Origin of the sequence: Salirhabdus euzebyi (assembly GCF_014207435.1) — a bacterium.
Lineage (GTDB): Bacteria > Bacillota > Bacilli > Bacillales > Alkalibacillaceae > Salirhabdus > Salirhabdus euzebyi.
The window spans coordinates 53,062-70,144 of record NZ_JACHGH010000010.1 but is presented as its reverse complement, the minus strand read 5'-3'; the positions used below and the strand labels follow the sequence as shown (position 1 = coordinate 70,144).

General features: G+C 32.0%; 17 protein-coding genes and 1 riboswitch. Of the genes, 5 read left to right on the top strand and 12 right to left on the bottom strand.

All coding sequences use genetic code 11. The features are described from left to right. Position 1: 1 nt before the first annotated feature. From HNQ94_RS15050 to HNQ94_RS15010, 9 genes are all read right to left on the bottom strand, one after another. Positions 2 to 505: a DUF1850 domain-containing protein gene (locus HNQ94_RS15050; protein WP_174496964.1), complete on the bottom strand. Its 504-nt coding sequence runs from the start codon at positions 503 to 505 to the stop codon at positions 2 to 4. Continuing rightward, positions 502 to 1,578 (bottom strand): zinc-dependent alcohol dehydrogenase, encoded by a 1,077-nt coding sequence (locus HNQ94_RS15045; RefSeq protein ID WP_174496963.1) that lies wholly within the window; start codon positions 1,576 to 1,578, stop codon positions 502 to 504. The genes HNQ94_RS15050 and HNQ94_RS15045 overlap by 4 nt, the downstream gene beginning before the upstream one ends. A gap of 27 nt (positions 1,579 to 1,605) precedes the next feature. Beyond that, complete coding sequence (locus HNQ94_RS15040; RefSeq protein WP_174496962.1) at positions 1,606 to 2,358, bottom strand: SDR family NAD(P)-dependent oxidoreductase; 753 nt, start codon at positions 2,356 to 2,358, stop codon at positions 1,606 to 1,608. Between the two features lie 37 nt (positions 2,359 to 2,395). Next, positions 2,396 to 3,175, bottom strand: coding sequence for an IclR family transcriptional regulator (locus HNQ94_RS15035; protein ID WP_174496961.1), 780 nt, complete (start codon positions 3,173 to 3,175; stop codon positions 2,396 to 2,398). A 185-nt stretch (positions 3,176 to 3,360) separates the two neighbouring features. Next, positions 3,361 to 4,713 carry a hypothetical protein gene (locus HNQ94_RS15030; RefSeq protein WP_174496960.1) on the bottom strand — a complete coding sequence of 451 codons (1,353 nt, stop codon included), beginning with the start codon at positions 4,711 to 4,713 and terminating at the stop codon, positions 3,361 to 3,363. A gap of 615 nt (positions 4,714 to 5,328) precedes the next feature. Continuing rightward, positions 5,329 to 7,248, bottom strand: a complete 1,920-nt coding sequence (locus tag HNQ94_RS15025) for a beta-N-acetylhexosaminidase (RefSeq protein ID WP_174496959.1) — start codon at positions 7,246 to 7,248, stop codon at positions 5,329 to 5,331. 140 nt (positions 7,249 to 7,388) lie between these two features. Next, on the bottom strand, positions 7,389 to 7,832 hold the full coding sequence (locus HNQ94_RS15020) for a zinc-ribbon domain-containing protein (RefSeq protein WP_174496958.1): 444 nt from the start codon (positions 7,830 to 7,832) through the stop codon (positions 7,389 to 7,391). 169 nt (positions 7,833 to 8,001) lie between these two features. Beyond that, positions 8,002 to 8,154 (bottom strand): hypothetical protein, encoded by a 153-nt coding sequence (locus HNQ94_RS15015; RefSeq protein ID WP_174496957.1) that lies wholly within the window; start codon positions 8,152 to 8,154, stop codon positions 8,002 to 8,004. After that, positions 8,147 to 8,653: a nucleotide-binding domain containing protein gene (locus HNQ94_RS15010; protein ID WP_282960579.1), complete on the bottom strand. Its 507-nt coding sequence runs from the start codon at positions 8,651 to 8,653 to the stop codon at positions 8,147 to 8,149. Before HNQ94_RS15010 ends, HNQ94_RS15015 begins: the two co-directional genes overlap by 8 nt. 652 nt (positions 8,654 to 9,305) lie before the next feature. Between HNQ94_RS15010 and HNQ94_RS15005 the strand changes: the two genes are divergently transcribed. Both HNQ94_RS15005 and HNQ94_RS15000 read left to right on the top strand, forming a co-directional pair. Continuing rightward, a complete protein-coding gene (locus tag HNQ94_RS15005) occupies positions 9,306 to 10,760 on the top strand; it encodes an MBOAT family O-acyltransferase (protein WP_174496956.1) in 1,455 nt (484 codons plus the stop codon). 12 nt (positions 10,761 to 10,772) lie between these two features. Continuing rightward, positions 10,773 to 12,503 carry an alginate O-acetyltransferase AlgX-related protein gene (locus HNQ94_RS15000; protein WP_174496955.1) on the top strand — a complete coding sequence of 577 codons (1,731 nt, stop codon included), beginning with the start codon at positions 10,773 to 10,775 and terminating at the stop codon, positions 12,501 to 12,503. A 113-nt stretch (positions 12,504 to 12,616) separates the two neighbouring features. Here the strand turns inward: HNQ94_RS15000 and HNQ94_RS14995 are convergent, their stop codons facing one another. Beyond that, complete coding sequence (locus HNQ94_RS14995) at positions 12,617 to 13,387, bottom strand: SGNH/GDSL hydrolase family protein (protein ID WP_174496954.1); 771 nt, start codon at positions 13,385 to 13,387, stop codon at positions 12,617 to 12,619. Positions 13,388 to 13,498: 111 nt separating this feature from the next. Further along, positions 13,499 to 14,812: a hypothetical protein gene (locus HNQ94_RS14990; RefSeq protein ID WP_174496953.1), complete on the bottom strand. Its 1,314-nt coding sequence runs from the start codon at positions 14,810 to 14,812 to the stop codon at positions 13,499 to 13,501. A gap of 314 nt (positions 14,813 to 15,126) precedes the next feature. Between HNQ94_RS14990 and HNQ94_RS14985 the strand changes: the two genes are divergently transcribed. The 3 genes from HNQ94_RS14985 to HNQ94_RS14975 all read left to right on the top strand — a co-directional run bounded on the left by HNQ94_RS14985 (position 15,127) and on the right by HNQ94_RS14975 (position 16,584). Beyond that, positions 15,127 to 15,636: a sigma-70 family RNA polymerase sigma factor gene (locus tag HNQ94_RS14985; RefSeq protein ID WP_174496952.1), complete on the top strand. Its 510-nt coding sequence runs from the start codon at positions 15,127 to 15,129 to the stop codon at positions 15,634 to 15,636. Positions 15,637 to 15,775: 139 nt separating this feature from the next. Further along, entirely contained in the window at positions 15,776 to 16,027 is a 252-nt protein-coding gene (locus HNQ94_RS14980) for a helix-turn-helix domain-containing protein (RefSeq protein ID WP_174496951.1), read from the top strand. Between the two features lie 89 nt (positions 16,028 to 16,116). Next, a complete protein-coding gene (locus tag HNQ94_RS14975) occupies positions 16,117 to 16,584 on the top strand; it encodes a competence protein ComK (RefSeq protein ID WP_174496950.1) in 468 nt (155 codons plus the stop codon). Between the two features lie 93 nt (positions 16,585 to 16,677). Here the strand turns inward: HNQ94_RS14975 and HNQ94_RS19670 are convergent, their stop codons facing one another. After that, a complete protein-coding gene (locus HNQ94_RS19670) occupies positions 16,678 to 16,803 on the bottom strand; it encodes a hypothetical protein (protein WP_260400955.1) in 126 nt (41 codons plus the stop codon). A gap of 40 nt (positions 16,804 to 16,843) precedes the next feature. Further along, positions 16,844 to 16,929, bottom strand: a riboswitch (cyclic di-GMP riboswitch). Between the last annotated feature and the right edge of the window lie 154 nt (positions 16,930 to 17,083).

Here is a 17,083-nt window from a genome sequence, read left to right as displayed (position 1 = left end):
ATTACCTCCCTTTTATAAAATGTAAAAATATAGGTTTGTTCTCAATAGTAATAACAATAATTTTACCCTTGGAAGCTTTTTTTCCTAAGTTAATAGTCTCATCAGCTAATTTAACAATATGATCACTAAAATTAGCATTCATGAATTCTATTTTTTCCATTGAGTAATTCATACCAATTAAGTGGTAATTCCCTTTACTATCTTTGAAATATTTACCTTTTGAATTATGATCGTAATAATCCAGGGCCAGATAATTACCAAAAACCATTTCATTTAAAATAAATTTGTTCTTATTAATTATAAAACGTTCTTTTTGCTTTACCTTGTATAAGGAATGCTCATACATAATTTCTAAATGGTCATTTTTTTCTACTTTTTTTTCATAGATCAAATCGTTCGAACAAAATATTTGAACATATGTTGAAGTAAACACAAATCCTGATAGAAATAAAACAGTAAAGATAGCTCCAATTAATCCAAATATCTTTTTTTTGTTTTTTTTCATGGTTTGAGCGCTACCCTAATACATCTTTCAGGTTGATCAATGAACAATTGCATGGCTGTCTCAGATTGGTTGACAGGGTATGTATGTGAAACAATTTTCTCAACATCGTGTTTCATTGAATTAATTATATCTACAGCATATTCGGTATCACCCGCTTGACCATATCCACCAATTAGTTCAATTTCATGATTTACAAGTTTATCGGTTATTATATTTACTGGTTGCCAACCATTTTTTCCTATTAAAATAATTTTCCCTAAGGGACTTATAATGTCTGTAGAAAGTTTAATGGCTGACTCCGCTCCCGTACAAACAACTACAACGTTCACTTTTATAATGTCAACTACTTTCTTTAATTCAGCTTCAAAGCCATCTCTATCTAGTATTAGTGTTTTTGTTGCCCCTAACTCCTTAGCAACTTTTAACTTTTCAAAGTCTTTTTCCAAACCAATTACAATAATTTCATTTACACCTAATTCTTTTGCCACTATCACACTCGAAAGCCCCTGAGCACCAGGACCAATTATAACCACATTATCCCCTTTATTTACCTTTCCTTTTGTCTTAATCCATCTAACTCCATTACCAATTACTGATGACATACATGCAGCTTCGGGCGGAACTGCCCTTTCTATTTTATGAACCTTTGAATTTGGGAGAATGTACATATATTGACCATATCCACCACTAACAAACGGATAGTTATTCACACTCATCGTTAACCCATAACACGTTTTGGATTCACATAATTGGTAATGACCTTCTAAACAGTAATGACAGCGGTTACAATTTACAAATGGTTCTACTGTTACTCGGTCTCCAACTTCAACTTTATACTTTTCTTTGGCGCCTTCACCTATTTCCTCAACAAAACCAACTACCTCATGTCCCATAATTAGTGGGTAATGTTTTTGATCATGAGTCCCATTATATAATGCTTTATCTGTTCCACAAATCCCAACCATCTCTACTTTAAGTATCATGTCGTCATTTCCCACATTAGGTATAGTTACATATCTTAATTCAAATTTTTCAGGTGCTACTAAGACCATTGATGAACTTTCTTTCCCCATATGTTCCCCTCCTTTAAAAGGTATTCATTAATTCATATAAAGTCCTCCATTTACATCAAAACTAGAACCAGTGACATAGGAGGAATCTGGTGATGCTAAATATTTCACCATATGAACCACATCATCTACCTGTCCTAATTTTTTTACTGGTATTTTAGAAGCAATCTTGTCTAGCTCTTCATCACTTTTTTGTCCTTGGACTAGCGGTGTGGAAATTACCCCTGGGCAGACAGCATTTACTGTAATATTATGTGTCGCTAATTCAGCAGCTAAATGGCGTGTCAATCCTAATACCCCAGCCTTTGCTGAAGTGTAATGTGCACCAGCAATAACACTTTTTGTTCGTCCTGCTAAGGAGGAAATATTAATAATTCTCCCACTTTTCCTTTCTTTCATTATTGGAGTAACAGAACGGCAAGTATAAAAAGTACCTCTCAGGTTAACATTAACAACTAAATCCCATTCTTCATCCGATATATCCGTGATGGATGGTGCGATAATACCAAAACCCGCTCCATTGACCACTATATCTATTACCCCATATTTTTCCTGAATGAATTTAATCATTTCATTTACCTCACTAGATACTCCAACATCAGCCTTATAAAAATCTACACCTTTTTTTTGATTTTGATTCAGTGTGGACCTAAACGTTTCCATGTTTTTTTTTGAAATATCACTTACTATAACTTTTGCCCCCTCACTTAAAAACATCCTAGAAATACCACTTCCAATTCCACCTGCACCACCAGTTACTAAGACTACTTTGTTACTAAACATTAATGACCCCTCCTTGTTAGCGCTTACAAATTTAATACTAATTATAAAACCCTTGAAACCCTATACTTCTTGATATTGCTTCACCGATTTTTTTGATAGTTGGTATTACTTCTCTATCTATCAAATCATACGAGAGACGGTAAGATGGTGCCGAGACATTAAAAGCCCCTTCAATAACACCTGAACTGTTGTAAATTGGAGCAGATACTGTTCGGATATCATCCGCAAACTCTCTATCACTTATTGCAAATCCTTGACTTCTTATTTTACATATTTCTTTTAAAAATAGATCCTTATCAGTAATTGTAAATTCAGTAAATCTTCTAAAGTCTAACTTTTCTAATATCCCTTCAAATTTATTTTCTGGCTGATTCGCAAGTAATACTTTTCCTATTGAGGAACAATGAATAGGGATTCTCGAACCTACTCGAACATTTATCCGGACCAGTCTTGCATTTTCCAATCGTTCTAAGTAAACCACCTCATGACCATCTAATATTCCAAGGTTTACATTTTCATTTAAATTAACTCTTAGTTCCTCCAAGTAAGGGAAAGCAACCTTTCTTAAATCAATTTGATTAGATACTATGGCTCCCAATTCCAAAAACTTTAACCCAAGTTGATACTTTTTGGTTACTTTGTCTTGTTTCAAATAACCAGCAGTTTCTAAATCTGATAAAAATCTATATAAAGTTCCTGTAGGAAAATTTAGACTTTTGCCAATTTCACTGGCAGACAATTCAGTTTTACTATTAGAAGCAAATAACTCAAATATAGAGAATGCTTTTTGGAGTGCTTGAATTTTTAAATTTTTCATTTTCAACCTCTTTTACTTTTTATCACTATGTGGAGTATAACTCCACTTTATGGTTAAATTATAATTTACTTCTGTTTAATTGTCAATAAATTCTGTCAATTTTAATGACCAGATTTTTACGTTATTTATAAAAGTAAAAAACACCTGGAAACCAGGTGTTTTCTGAATAATAAAAACAGATATCTTTAATTTATAAAATTAATGAATGTTATAAATATGAATATGACTAAAATGAAAGCTCCTGAAAACATAAGATTGCTTTTCACTACTAAAAATGAAGATTTTCCAGTCATAATGGAAACTAAATTATTTGTCCCGTTAAAAGGAGATAACATAATACTCAAAGAGAAAGATGTTAAAAGTATAACTCCGAAAAGCAATGGGGAAATTCCTAATTGAATAGGATCGATAATAGAGCCCATTAATGTTATCGCTACTAATGGGTGTACACCAAACACAGATATCAAAATTACCGAAAATGTGGTAAGAATTAAAATCCCACTTGTCCCCAAGGTGTTACTATAATCGACAATCGCTCTTAAAATCGCTTCAATATAATGCGAATTTTCCAAGACTTTAATAAAGAAACCCACTGCCAGCAACATACTAAATTGTACGGCCATATTTGGAACATCCTTCTTAAAATGTATCTTTAAATTAATACCGTACTCTGTGAACTTTTTTGTAAGTAGAGCATAGAGGAGTGAAAATGGTATTGAAGTAACCGTAATTAGAAACATAATCCCCAAAGAGAAAAGTTCATCTAAAATAGCTATACAAATCATAAATAGCAACATTGGTATTAAAATCTTTGTAATATCAGAAAATGAAAAATTAACAATTTGGCGTAATGGATTTTCTGTTATCATGGCACCTTTATGTTTTAACGAATAAATAAAATTATCTAGTAAAACCCCTAATATTGCCATTGGTAGACAAAATGGGAGGAGGGATATTAGGGAAAGATTAGTTAGTTCAGATACAACAGCTACCCCAGCACCTATTGGGCTCCAGATCATAGCTAGAGCACATCCGCGACTTAATGACTCAGAAAGCATATTGTGACCATTTTGAATATTCACCGACAGTTTATCTTTCATTATTGAGGATGTCATTGGTATTGCTGCCATATTTATTAAACTAGCTAAACTAAAAACTAATGATTCTGATAAGAAAAACGCTTGTCTATTTGACAAATTTTTATTAGGCTTTAAATTTAAATTGATGTTTGTGGATCTTATTGGTAAAGATATAATTGGAATCATTCCTAAAAAAACAACGATACCAACCATATTCGAAAAGGATAAGAAAGTCTTTTCAAAAGAAATATCATTCATAAGACTTATGCTAATTCCACATAAAATAAAAATAGTCGATAAAAATTTAGGCAGCTTTTCTAAAAATGGCACTGTTATTAATAAAGCTGTAATAGTCAAAAAAGTAACGATAATATCTAAAATCCAACTACTAAAAAAGAAGTTAACAAAAAATAAAAAGAAAATTAATGCATAGTTTATACCTCTTAATTTAATTAGCACTTTACTAAAACACCCCTCCCTTATATTTGTGATTCCTACATTCAAATTGTAAACAACTTAATGGGTTACTGTAATTAAGTACAATTTCAAAATAATAATCGTTTTTATTTAGAAGTAGTATTTTTTTATATGGTTGAAGTATTAACAAACGTGATTAGATGGATGATACATTGCTACCTATCCAATTCATCGTACAGAGGTAACGACATTCTTTAATCTAGGATAATTTTTTGAAATGTTTTTTTCACTTTAACATTTATCTTATCATAATAAATAGAATGTTTTGACAATTAATAACTAATTGTTTTTAACGATTGGGGTGTTCCGATGTGAAGCAATCAAAAAATTACCTAATTGCCATGGGGGATTTTTTTATAATCCTCTCACCATGAATAAGTAGATTAGCAAATAGATGGTTATTTCAGGAGTATGTAAGAAATCATTTACTTATGGTTATTATTTTCTTGATTCTATAGTCTTACTATTAACATCACTATTATAAGTTCAAAGCAGATAGTTTTACTAATTGGATAAGGACCTAAAATGACTTTAACAGAAAAGATCCTCCTTCTTAAATTAAAAGAAGGAGGATCTTCTACAATTTTATTAAATAGTTTAAATATCTTTTATTTTCGCTTCAAGCTGGCTTTTAAGTCTAATCAACGGCCCAAGACTTTCCTCTAAACCACCTGGCTTATTTCTCCGTAACCATAATCTTCTCTGTTCAGCAATAATAGTAGTTAGATCTTCACTCATCTTCGTCAGTAATTCCTGCTGATTCTCCGGTTTCAACTCACCACTACAGTTTATGAAATTTATCAAATCTGCCCCTAACTCAATTAAGCGTATGGCATTGCTAAATTCATCTTCCACAACCTGAGCATCTTTTCTTTTCATACTATGGCTTTTCAATTTATCCTTCAATCCACTCAAATAGGTTTTAAGCGAGTCATATTCATATTCCGTACGATTTTTAATATTTTCTTGTAATAGTTTTTTGGATTCCTCATCCATTACTGGTCCTAAAATTTCCGCCAAATTTTCCATAATCATTGTATATTCTTCTTTTGAAACTAGACCTAAAAAATTGAGTGCGGCATTAGTTAATGTCATGTTAACGAGGGAAAGTCCCTCATATAAATAATAATTACCTAGATTTAAGCTAAAATCTCCCATTACAAAATGGCTATCCTCATATATGAATAAATCCAAGTATGCTTGTAAGTCAATATCATCCTTACTATATGAATTCCATGCTAAAGCAGCACCATAGCTAAATCCCGGATAACTAATAGAAAGGGATTGCCAGTGACCAGCATCGCCCCAATCCGTGATTAAAATTCCTTTGGCACCATACTTTTTCCCGTTTTCAACGGCATTGGCAATATTGTTGATCATGTTATTTGTTCTTCCTGCTATGCTTAACCAACTACTTGTACCAGAACAGAAATAAAAATCAAGTCCTGACTCCTTCAACATTTTGCCACGTTCAGAAAACGGATGTGCTTCCTCATAGCCCCATTCTAACAAGGTTATATCTTTAGGAAGCTGGTCGATGATTTCTGGGTGTCTTGATACTACATCTGCCCACATGAGCATTTTCTTTTCATGTTTTTTCACCATCTTATGTATCTTGTTTACATAGTTCACGTACAACTGTCCAACACCAATTTCGTCTGCTATAGGCTTACTTTTACCCATTCCTAATTCAAAGGGCTCATCTAGATTCACATTAAAATTGTCGGAGGTGAAATTCGGTAAAAAATCATCTGTCATCCTATTAACTAAATCCACGCTCCCTTCATCTATTGGGTTCATCGTAGTAGGACTTGCAGGTCTCCCCATAAATGTCATCTCACCTGGTACTTCTCGTAAATGTTTAAACTCCTCAGTCTCTAGCCATGGAGCCATATGACCTAAACAGTTCTGGTTCGGAACAAAGTCAATAAATCGCTCCTTACAATAGGCATCCAAAAGTTTAAGTTCTTCTCCTGTAATAGGACTCTTATTCTTCCAGAATTGTTCAAACGATGGATAGGCAAAAGAAAAGCCTTCTATGTATAGCTGGAAATGGTTGATTTTTAAATCTGCCAACAGATCAATTAACTCGTAAAGAGTGTCTAGTGTTGGTATTTTAGTTCGACTAATATCTAGCATTACCCCTCGAACTTCAAAGTCTGGGCAATCTTCTATCTTCATACAAGGAATTTCTTCCCCATATTGTTTTACCATTTGTTTAAGTGTGACGAAAGCATAATATAGACCATTTAGCTCCCTATAATGTACCTTTATTCTTTTTTGTAGAATTTCAATTTGATACTCTTCCCTTGAAAGATTAGGATTTTTAATAAACTCAATATCAGCTGAATCCTCTGTTTTTACCCCTTCTACCAGCAATAATTTAGCGGCATACTGTCTAACAAAATCTGAAATGTCCGTTGGAGAGATAAACGTGAAGGAGCTATCCAAGTTATAATATCCGCTACCCAACATAACGATTTTAGGATGAGGTAGTAATAAAAGTGTCTCGTTCATAAGGAACTTCTCCTCCTTCGAGATAATTTCTAGCTCTTTTATAGTTAGTAATGCCCAATTTTTATATTTCTTTGTGCAAAATATTTCTACCCGTTTTGGTGATGTTAAAAAGATAAAGGAGCACATAAAGAAATCCACCCTCATTTTGAAGGTGGATGATCTTTTCTACTTATTGTTCTATTCGGTGTCATATATACAGCAACTGCTCCAATTATTATAGTTCCTCCAATTAAAAATCCGTACTTCTTTTTATTTTCATTCAACGTTTCATAATCCAATTTTTCGGATGTACGATAAGCAGTGGCATCCCATTTTAATTTATTTTCCCCATGATAGGTAGTTTCATATGTTATTGGCATTTCCATTCTCATATAAAAGAAAATTTCTACAGCTAAAACAATGGCAAATACAATTGCAACAAGCCCTTTTAGATTAAATCCCTTTTTCTTCTTTGAAGTAGTATTCGAAGAGGAAGAAACAGCCTGATTTTGGGTATGCTCGTCCTTACTCAACTGATACCCACAATACATACAAAAATTCATTTTTCCATTCACCTGTTCCCCGCAACTACTACAAAAGTTCATCAGCTTTTCCCCCACATTAAATCACTTGTGATTGCTTAAGTTTATGTATGAGCACCTATTAAGTCTACCATATAAATGGAGTCTTTTTCTCTTATTACTATTTTAAAATGAAGGAATTCGACTTAAAGGAGAAATCCCCACTCTTTTGAAAGAGTAGGGATTTACGTAATTAATTGCCAAAAAAAGTCCCATTACCTGTAATATATATTTTGTCATCATGAAGAAAACTTAAATTTGCGGATAATCCTGTAGCTTTATCCCTGTCAAACAATGCTTTCGCTATCCAAATAGCATCCTGAAACTTTTGGTCTAAACTAGACATTTGTATCATCCTTTGTAATATCTACAGCTCTTAGGAAGAAGTCCTCTTGACCAAAGTTACCTGATATAAGGACTAACCTTAAATCTTTATTTTTAAGTGGAACCATTACTGGAACTCCAGGAGCAATACTTTCTCCGACTAAATATGAATCATACCCAAGAATTCGTGTTACAGCACCAGATGTTTCTCCACCAGCTAAAATGATCCGGTTTGCCCCACTCTTTTCTGCATTCTTTGCAATGTACGCTGTAGTTTGTTCTAGCATTTCGGAAACTTTCTCCATTCCTGCTTCCTGGGCTTTCTTAACGTTTTCTGGTTTATCAGAACTGCACACTAATACTGCATCTTCATTAATTGATTCAATTTGTTTCCAAATATCCTCTTTTGTTAAAGCTCCCTCTACTAGTTCAATAGGGTCCATTTTAATAGACTTGCCCCCACTTGATTGAAATTCTTCAATCTGCTGTAGGGTTGCCGCAGAACAGCTTCCAGCTAAGATAATGAAAATTGTATATAGTTCCTTTAATTATCCCATCAAGCTGTACTTTTAGCCTTTATAATGGTAAAAGACTACCCTCGTATTATGCTTCCTTCGGGCAGTATTTGTTTACGTAATGTTAATTAGAGAAGCCGTTCAAACAAATAATAATTTTAGTGCTTTCAGCCAAGTTTACCCTCTGGAATGGCTATCCTCATATATGAATAAATTCAAGTAAGCTTGTAAGTTAATATCATCATTACTTTCCCATCCCAGGCCACGGAAGCGACCCAACTAACCTCGGAACTCTATTGGAAGGAACCTCCAGTTTCCCGCCCCAATTCGTAATTAAATTCCTTTAACTCATATTTCTTTTCTTTTTCTACCGCATAGAAAACATTATATTAATTGTTCTTCCAGCTTTAATTAACTAGGGTGTATATTGATTGCTGGGTTATATTAAATTTACCGATCTGGTGATTTTTTTATATCAGTCAAGCAAGGTCGAAAGAAGTAGTAATTTGTATAGTATTGTCACAATAAATGTTTTATAATAATATATTGATGTTTTACTATACTGTTTTGACCTAATACTATCATTACCTATTTTGCTAAAAAACTATTATTGTAAACCTATTTATTTTATAGATCTATAGAGGGAAGTGGATTTTTAGTGGTATTCAGCTCACCAGTTTTTTTATTTGTTTTTTTACCCGTTGTATTAATAGGCTATTTTTTAATTAGAAATAGATATAAGAATATATTCCTTTTAATTGCAAGTTTGTTTTTCTATTCTTGGGGAGAACCAAAATATGTTTTAATAATGCTTTTATCTATAGCGATAAACTATTTCTTCGGAGCGTTGGTAGAGAATTATATAGATAAAAAGAATCTGGCAAAAAAAATCGTTGCTGTAGCCATTATTGCCAATTTAGGTATACTAGCTTTTTATAAGTATTTAAATTTCATAGTAGAAAATATTAATATTCTAATAGTTAAAATTGGAATGGAACCGATATATTTAGAGCCCATAGATTTACCAATTGGTATATCATTCTTTACATTCCAAGCTTTATCTTATGTAGTTGATGTTTATAGACGTGAAAGTCGTGCTCAGAAAAATCCATTAGATTTAGCTTTATATATATCTTTATTTCCTCAATTAGTAGCAGGACCCATCGTGAGATATGGTGATGTCGCTGAGCAAATAAAAAATCGTATTACCCAGATGGAAGATATAAATTATGGGGTTAAAAGATTTATTATCGGGTTAGGTAAAAAGGTTTTAATAGCAAACCCTATGGGGAAAATCGCTGATGAAATATTTTCTTTAAGTGGTGGTGATTTATCATCTGGTCTTGCTTGGCTAGGAATAATTTGCTATTCACTCCAAATATACTATGACTTTTCTGGGTATTCAGATATGGCGATTGGATTAGGAAGAATTTTTGGTTTCAAATTTTTAGAAAACTTCAACTACCCTTACATTTCAAAATCTATAAAAGAATTTTGGAGACGTTGGCACATTTCATTATCAACTTGGTTCAGGGATTATGTATATATTCCTTTAGGTGGTAGTAAGACAACTAGGTTTAATACGTATAGAAATTTACTTATAGTATTTATTATAACTGGGTTCTGGCATGGTGCTAGCTGGAATTTTATTATATGGGGATTATTTCATGGCTTTTTTCTCGTAATAGAAAGAATTGGTTTTGGTCTGGTGCTAGAAAGGGTTTGGACCCCTATAAAATATTTATATACTTTATTAATTGTCATGATAGGCTGGGTATTCTTCCGGTCGGAAACCTTAGATGAATCTATCAACTATATAACTACCATGTTTAATCCTTTTAAAATCACTTCTAATATATATAATGTTCATTATTTTATAACTAATGAAGTCCTATTAATTTTAATCATAGGAATAATAGGTGCTACACCTCTGCTTAAGATTATGACATCAAAAGTTGAAAACTATGTTGTTAGCAGTAACGATATAAAATATTTAATTATTAGATTTTTCTACGGATTCTTAAATCCAATAACTTATATTTTAGTACTAATATTTTCGATAATGTCATTAGCAACATCAACATATAATCCTTTTATATATTTTAGGTTTTAAGGAGTTAAAAAAATGTTATTAACTCGAAGAAAAAAAACAATAATAAACGTATTTCTAAGTACAATTTTCTTATTTTTGTCTTTTTATTTTTTTACAAGTACTAGTGGAGAAAGCCATACAAATCTATTTGTTGAAGTAAAATCTCCGGTGGATGATGTATATCAAGTATTTTACGATATTGGAAATGGTTTTAACGAAAATGATTCTAAAGTGATAAATGTAAGTAACAATGATTTGTTCCAAAGTTTACAGTTTTCATTACCATCTAACGTTAAAAGCTTAAGATTTGACTTTGGAACATCCCCAGGGACAATCTATGTAAAGAATATTACCTGGAATAAGACCTCTAGGGAATACGAGTGGAGTGCTGATATGGTTGTGGAAAGCCATAATTATACAAACCATATCGAACATATTGGAGTTGAGAATAATTTAGTTAAAATTAAACCTAGTGGGGACGATCCTTATTTTATTATTGATGATGTTGAGAATATAGATAAATACTTAAACAATAACTCCTTTAAGATAGTAATCTCTTTTATTTTTTCATTATTATTAAGTTTTATTTTGTTTTGGTTTCTCCAAATAACAAATTTAAATGTTATTCAAACTATAAATCTGAAAAAGTTTAATAGTTCTTTACTACCTTTTGCTTTTATAGTTATTCTAATCATACCTAGTTTTGTTACAATTATAGGTATCGACTCTAATTTATCAAGTGTTGAAAAAAGGGATTTGGCAGCAAAACCAAAATTAAATTTAAGAGAAGAAACTTATACTGACTATATTAGAAAATATGAAACGTATATAAATGATAACTTTGGTTTTAGGGATAAACTTATTAAATGGAATAATGTTATAAAAGTCAAATATTTAAAAACTTCTCCTATTAATAGAGTATTAATAGGGAAAGATGGTTGGTTATTTTATAATGATGAAGGTGTCACAGAAGATTACCGAGGAGTAAATCATTTTGATGATATAGAGTTGGAAACTATAAAAAGTAATTTAGAAGAAAGGAAAAAATGGTTAGAGGCTCAAGGCATAAAATTTTATATAACAGTAGCACCTAATAAACACACAATATACCCGGAATATTTACCGTCAAATATCAAAAAGCATAAGGAAGAATCACGACTTGACCAACTCATCAACTATTTAGAGTACAATTCGGATATAGACATAATAGATTTAAGAAAAACACTAATAAAAAATAAAGGTGAAGAAAACTTGTATAGAAAAAATGACACCCATTGGAATGATTTAGGGGCATTTTATGCATATAGTGAAATTGTTAACGTTATAGGAGAGGATTTTGAAAATATAAAGCCACTATCAATAGGAAAATATTCTCTAAATTATTCGTCTGGTGGAGGTGATCTTGCTTTCATGTTATCAATGAATGATATTTTATTGGAAGAACGAATTAATTTAGATCCTACCTTTAAAAGTGCAGTCAAGGATATAGAAATTGATAAAAGCATTTACCCGAACCCTAACAGATTGGTAGTAAAAGGAAATGAATCTATTTCTAATTCCTATAAGCTGTTAATGTTTAGAGACTCTTTTAGTAACGCTCTAATTCCTTATTTATCTGAGAATTTCAGTAGTAGTATATATGTTTGGGATTATGCATTTAATACAGATATTATTCAACACGAAAAGCCAGATATAGTAATTCATGAACTAGCTGAAAGGTATCTACATGCACTATTAGATGAGAATCCAGAAGGTATGAAATGAGACCCAACTTTCGATAAAGAATCCATGGGTAAACCTATCAAACTAATCCAACTAGAAAACGATAGAGACCATAAGTCTCTATCGTTTTTATTTTTGCACTTATAATATAACAATTACTCAAAATCCATTATCGCCTCATACCCAACTTTCGCTAGCTCCTGTTGTCCCATAAACGATGGGTGTATATCGTTATCTATTAGATTATCATCATTTCCAAACATTGCTGTAAATGCATCTACAACAGTAACATCCTGTTCTGACAAGTCATTTTCAATCATGGAATTTATACTAGGTATTCCTGCAAAATCATTTAGGAGTAGATTACCCGCACGGAAATATGGACTATCGTAAGCATAGGGATTATATATGTTATAAACAACAATCGGGGCATCCGTTAACGATTGAATTTCCAAGACGATTTCTTCCATGCTTTCCACCAGTTCCTCAACTTCTAAAGCCTCTTGAATTTCTGCAAATAATAATGGATTAGGGCTTGCTATAAATTGCATTATCTTTCCTTGAACTTCTGAACTACCAAATTCTTTTAACAGATCATTACTACCTATACTCAATGTGATATAGTCTGCATGTTTAATGGCTTGGCGATATTTTTGATCATTCATAATTGCGGTTAATAAGTCATCAGTCTTCCATCCTGGCACACTTAAATTTCTAACTCGAAGGTCAGCTTCATCCCCAATTAAATAAGGGTATGCTTCTCTTGACGGATGATGATTATTATTTTCTAAATTAAAACCGTATGGAATAGAATCACCAAGAGCAACAAGGGATTCTTTCCCACCATTCTCTTTAGCAAATACACTAGTAGAAAACATAGATAAAGAAACTAGTAATACTGTTAATATAGTAAAAATCTTCTTCAAAAAACTCTCCTCCAATACTATTAAATACTAACCATTTCTATTGTAGATAATTTCTATTAAATAGTTTGTCAATACATGGAAGAGTTTTATTTTTCTTTCCTCTAAAATCATCTATTTTTTTACATGGTTCTCATTATTTTTTAGGTAACGAATTATGTTTTTTTGATAAACTCTAATATTTGTAAAATTACCTTTATAAGGCTCTTTAATATACCACTCTTCTAACAACCCATCATAATTTGGGTACAGGTGAATGGGGCTGCTGTATAAATTAGTATGGTCCTTCCTCATCGCAATCATTATATTACATTTTACAAATCTAGCTAAGTATTCCTGATAGATAAATGCTTCTTGTAAATAAGTTTTTTCTTGAGAATCTAGTATGTCTTTTATTAATATGTTAAGCCTATACCTTGCGAAAATTGCTTCATTCATAATATTTTCCCACTCTACACCAGTATAATGAGGTGAGAACAATTGAAGAAAAAAGGTAGATCTTGCTTCATTATATTTAATAAAACTATTCCACATCAAATTCTCTTTACAGCTTTCTAATGCTTTTTTAAAAGCTTTATTTGAATCCTTTAAATACATGCGAATTAGTTCCAAATCGGCTTCTTCTATAAGCTCTATTTCTTTCATTACATCCCTTAGCTTTTCTATTTGAAAAATATCTTCATTTCCTAGATTTAATCTATCTCTTAAAATTGCCATTGCCTTTTTATTATAAAATAACCCTAAATAGTTATAATAAACAGTTTGAGTAACTGGGTTTTTAAGCATTATTCCTCTTACTTCTAATAAATCTCCAGCAATATTAAAATTTTTACTATGTACTAATTTTTGATAATTCATCACATATTTTATCAATTTAACTGTTTCCTCAATTAAAAGTAGATTACCTGTACTGATCGCAAGTAAAGCTTCTTTCCTCTTATCTATTTCTAAGAGGATTTTATTCATTCTTGCTATATTCTCCTTTTGATTCTCATCACTTGAATGAAACAATGAAGGAAAAAAGACTATCAGATCAATGAAGTATTGTAAATTAGTTGCTAATTCAATCGCAGTCTTTGACTTTTTAGAAAACCTTCCCTCCAAATTACTAAAAATAGTTTCTCCAACACTTTTGGAGTCCTTCATACTATACTCTCTAATTAAACTAGTAATAGAAGTAACATAATTCTCATTTTCTAGTATATTTCCTTCCATTTTCGTGATAGCGTTTACACTGTCGATTGAAATATAAGTTTGAAGAGCAATAATAAAGGCGATAAATGCAATGACCACTGACAATACATTAACAATAAAAGATATCATATTAGCAGTAGATTCAAAGGGATACACTTGAATACTTACTACGACAAATATGATTAGTAGAATAAATATTGTTGTATAAATATAAGGTATCTTAATTTTTCTCATACAAACCCCTCAATTATTATTTTATAAAAGGCACTTTCCCTTTTGCAATTAACTAATATATATACTACATTACAAACTATTAATCTTGCCACAAATTACGGCTTAAAAACTCTATATTTGAAATTACTAAACAAATTAATAGAAACATAAAATAACTAACCCTTTATCAAACATTTCCTTTCTTATCTACCAATAAAGTCCAAAATAACGTGAGAAACTTAAAATTTCCCCACATGAATAACCCCATCATTCCTTATACACTTACCCTACCGCGGAATAACTATGTAAAGGCGCCTTTATAGAACGAGGCCATAGTGGTAGAGGTTAAAAAACAGCCGTTTAATGATGTATTAAAAGAGTATGATAGGATTATTTACCATCTGATTCATAGGTTGGGGATACGAGACCCTTATAGGGAGTTTTATCAGGAAGGAGTTATCGCTCTTTGGAAAGCATATGAAACGTATGATGAGGATAAAGGAGGAAAGTTTTCTACGTATGCTTATTTCCGGATTGAAAAGGCCTTGCTTAGTTCAATTAGGGACCAAAACAGAAGACAGGAAAAGGAAGAAAAATATAAACAAATCATGTTTACGTTCGAGAATCTAGTAACCACGGACGAGTACGATCTTATAGATATGTACACGCTTGAAAAAATAAAGGCTGCATTATCGGAAAAGCAGCTTATTTGGTTCACTTCTTTTGTTCTAAACGATTTATCAGTAAAGGAGATTGCGGAGAATGAAGGGGTCACTGTTGATGCAGTTAAAAACTGGGCAAGACTTGCCAAACCTAAAATTAGAAAACTTCTTCATGTAAATTAATAGTCTGAATAGGAGTAGAGTTTCCATAAGGAACTCTACTCTTTTATTAATCATTTACAGTTATTAACAAATTCATCCCTATAGGTTGTGTTAAATGAATATGTTGGACTAGATAATTGTTTTAAAAAGGAATCTACCTATGAAGGAAAAAGATTTGTTCGGAATTTTACTAGGACGAAAAATAAGGTACAAAAGAGAATATTTAGGCTTATCAAGATATACAATAGCAGAGCAAGCCGATCTTAGTGAAAACTACCTTGGCTTAATTGAACGAGGTCATAAAATCCCAGGCTCCTATACCTTGTATCGTTTATCTAAAGTGCTATGTATGTCTGAACAGCAATTATTTAATGAAATAGAAACAGATTTAAAGAAGGTGAAGAAATCCTAGTTAAAACCCTTTCCCGTTTTACTCCATTTCATTTTTTCTACTGTATCCAACCAAAATGTAAAAATCCACATAAAAGGAGGTCATTCCCCATGACAATTATTCAAAATGATTACAATGTAAACGAAAAAACGATGGCTCTTATACCGATATTCCATCATGAATACGATACACTCGTATTAGAAACCGACCGCCAAATTCACGTCAAGAAAACCCCACTTCAAATAATCAAAACTGCTTGCTTACATAATGGCTCATCCTATGAAGGAAGACGGGATGCCATCATCTACCAAACTGCCTCCAAACGAAAAGTCCCCATCCCAATTAATACCTCTAACAAAACCTTTGCTTTCCCTACTCATTCCCCAACTCAATTCCATTGTACCTGGATTTTCTATAACCATATCTGCCATATTCATCCAAATAAAACTCCGAAAACAAACACCTCCACGATCATGTTCCATAACGGCGAACAACTTACCTTAAAGGAATCACACTATGTAATGGAAAAACAAATGCAGCGTACTGCTTTATGTATACTGAAGTTTTGTAGTTTCTGATAGGACTATCCAATCAACCAATAAATAAAGCTCAACTCTTTTATATATAGAGTTGAGCTAATAGTTTGCTAAACCACTTTCATACATTAACGTTTAAACCGATAGCTTTGATTGATGATACTCGATCTTGCGGATCAGTTTAACCTTCATTGTTTCATCAATACAACTTCCAATGATAGTAGAATAATACCCCAAAATGATTCGATGTAAAAACTGCATAAAAAAACCTCCTAGTATATAATCTCACGGAGGATCAGTATTCGGTAACTGGCTGGCTTGATCAAAATGACTTTAGCCCCTCTAGTTTTGCGTCCTCACTTTTCAATGAGTTTGCCCTTTCGTACGATTTTAATTTTATTTAAATACATGGTAACATACATGCCCTAGTTGCATAAAGGGAAATTATTCCGTTTTTTTAGCAAAGTGCATATTATCGGAGTCGTAATCTGGTATATAAAGAACCCGCAACATCAAAAGGGATCATTGATTTCTTTACTTT

Excerpts from the sequence above, each read along its gene's own strand:
- HNQ94_RS15050 (WP_174496964.1), bottom strand. The coding sequence starts at position 505 with ATGAAAAAAAACAAAAAAAAGATATTTGGATTAATTGGAGCTATCTTT.
- HNQ94_RS15045 (WP_174496963.1), bottom strand. The coding sequence starts at position 1,578 with ATGGGGAAAGAAAGTTCATCAATGGTCTTAGTAGCACCTGAAAAATTT.
- HNQ94_RS15040 (WP_174496962.1), bottom strand. The coding sequence starts at position 2,358 with ATGTTTAGTAACAAAGTAGTCTTAGTAACTGGTGGTGCAGGTGGAATT.
- HNQ94_RS15035 (WP_174496961.1), bottom strand. The coding sequence starts at position 3,175 with ATGAAAAATTTAAAAATTCAAGCACTCCAAAAAGCATTCTCTATATTT.
- HNQ94_RS15025 (WP_174496959.1), bottom strand. The coding sequence starts at position 7,248 with ATGAACGAGACACTTTTATTACTACCTCATCCTAAAATCGTTATGTTG.
- HNQ94_RS15020 (WP_174496958.1), bottom strand. The coding sequence starts at position 7,832 with ATGAACTTTTGTAGTAGTTGCGGGGAACAGGTGAATGGAAAAATGAAT.
- HNQ94_RS15015 (WP_174496957.1), bottom strand. The coding sequence starts at position 8,154 with ATGTCTAGTTTAGACCAAAAGTTTCAGGATGCTATTTGGATAGCGAAA.
- HNQ94_RS15000 (WP_174496955.1), top strand. The coding sequence starts at position 10,773 with ATGTTATTAACTCGAAGAAAAAAAACAATAATAAACGTATTTCTAAGT.
- HNQ94_RS14990 (WP_174496953.1), bottom strand. The coding sequence starts at position 14,812 with ATGAGAAAAATTAAGATACCTTATATTTATACAACAATATTTATTCTA.
- HNQ94_RS14980 (WP_174496951.1), top strand. The coding sequence starts at position 15,776 with ATGAAGGAAAAAGATTTGTTCGGAATTTTACTAGGACGAAAAATAAGG.
- HNQ94_RS14975 (WP_174496950.1), top strand. The coding sequence starts at position 16,117 with ATGACAATTATTCAAAATGATTACAATGTAAACGAAAAAACGATGGCT.
- HNQ94_RS19670 (WP_260400955.1), bottom strand. The coding sequence starts at position 16,803 with ATGCAGTTTTTACATCGAATCATTTTGGGGTATTATTCTACTATCATT.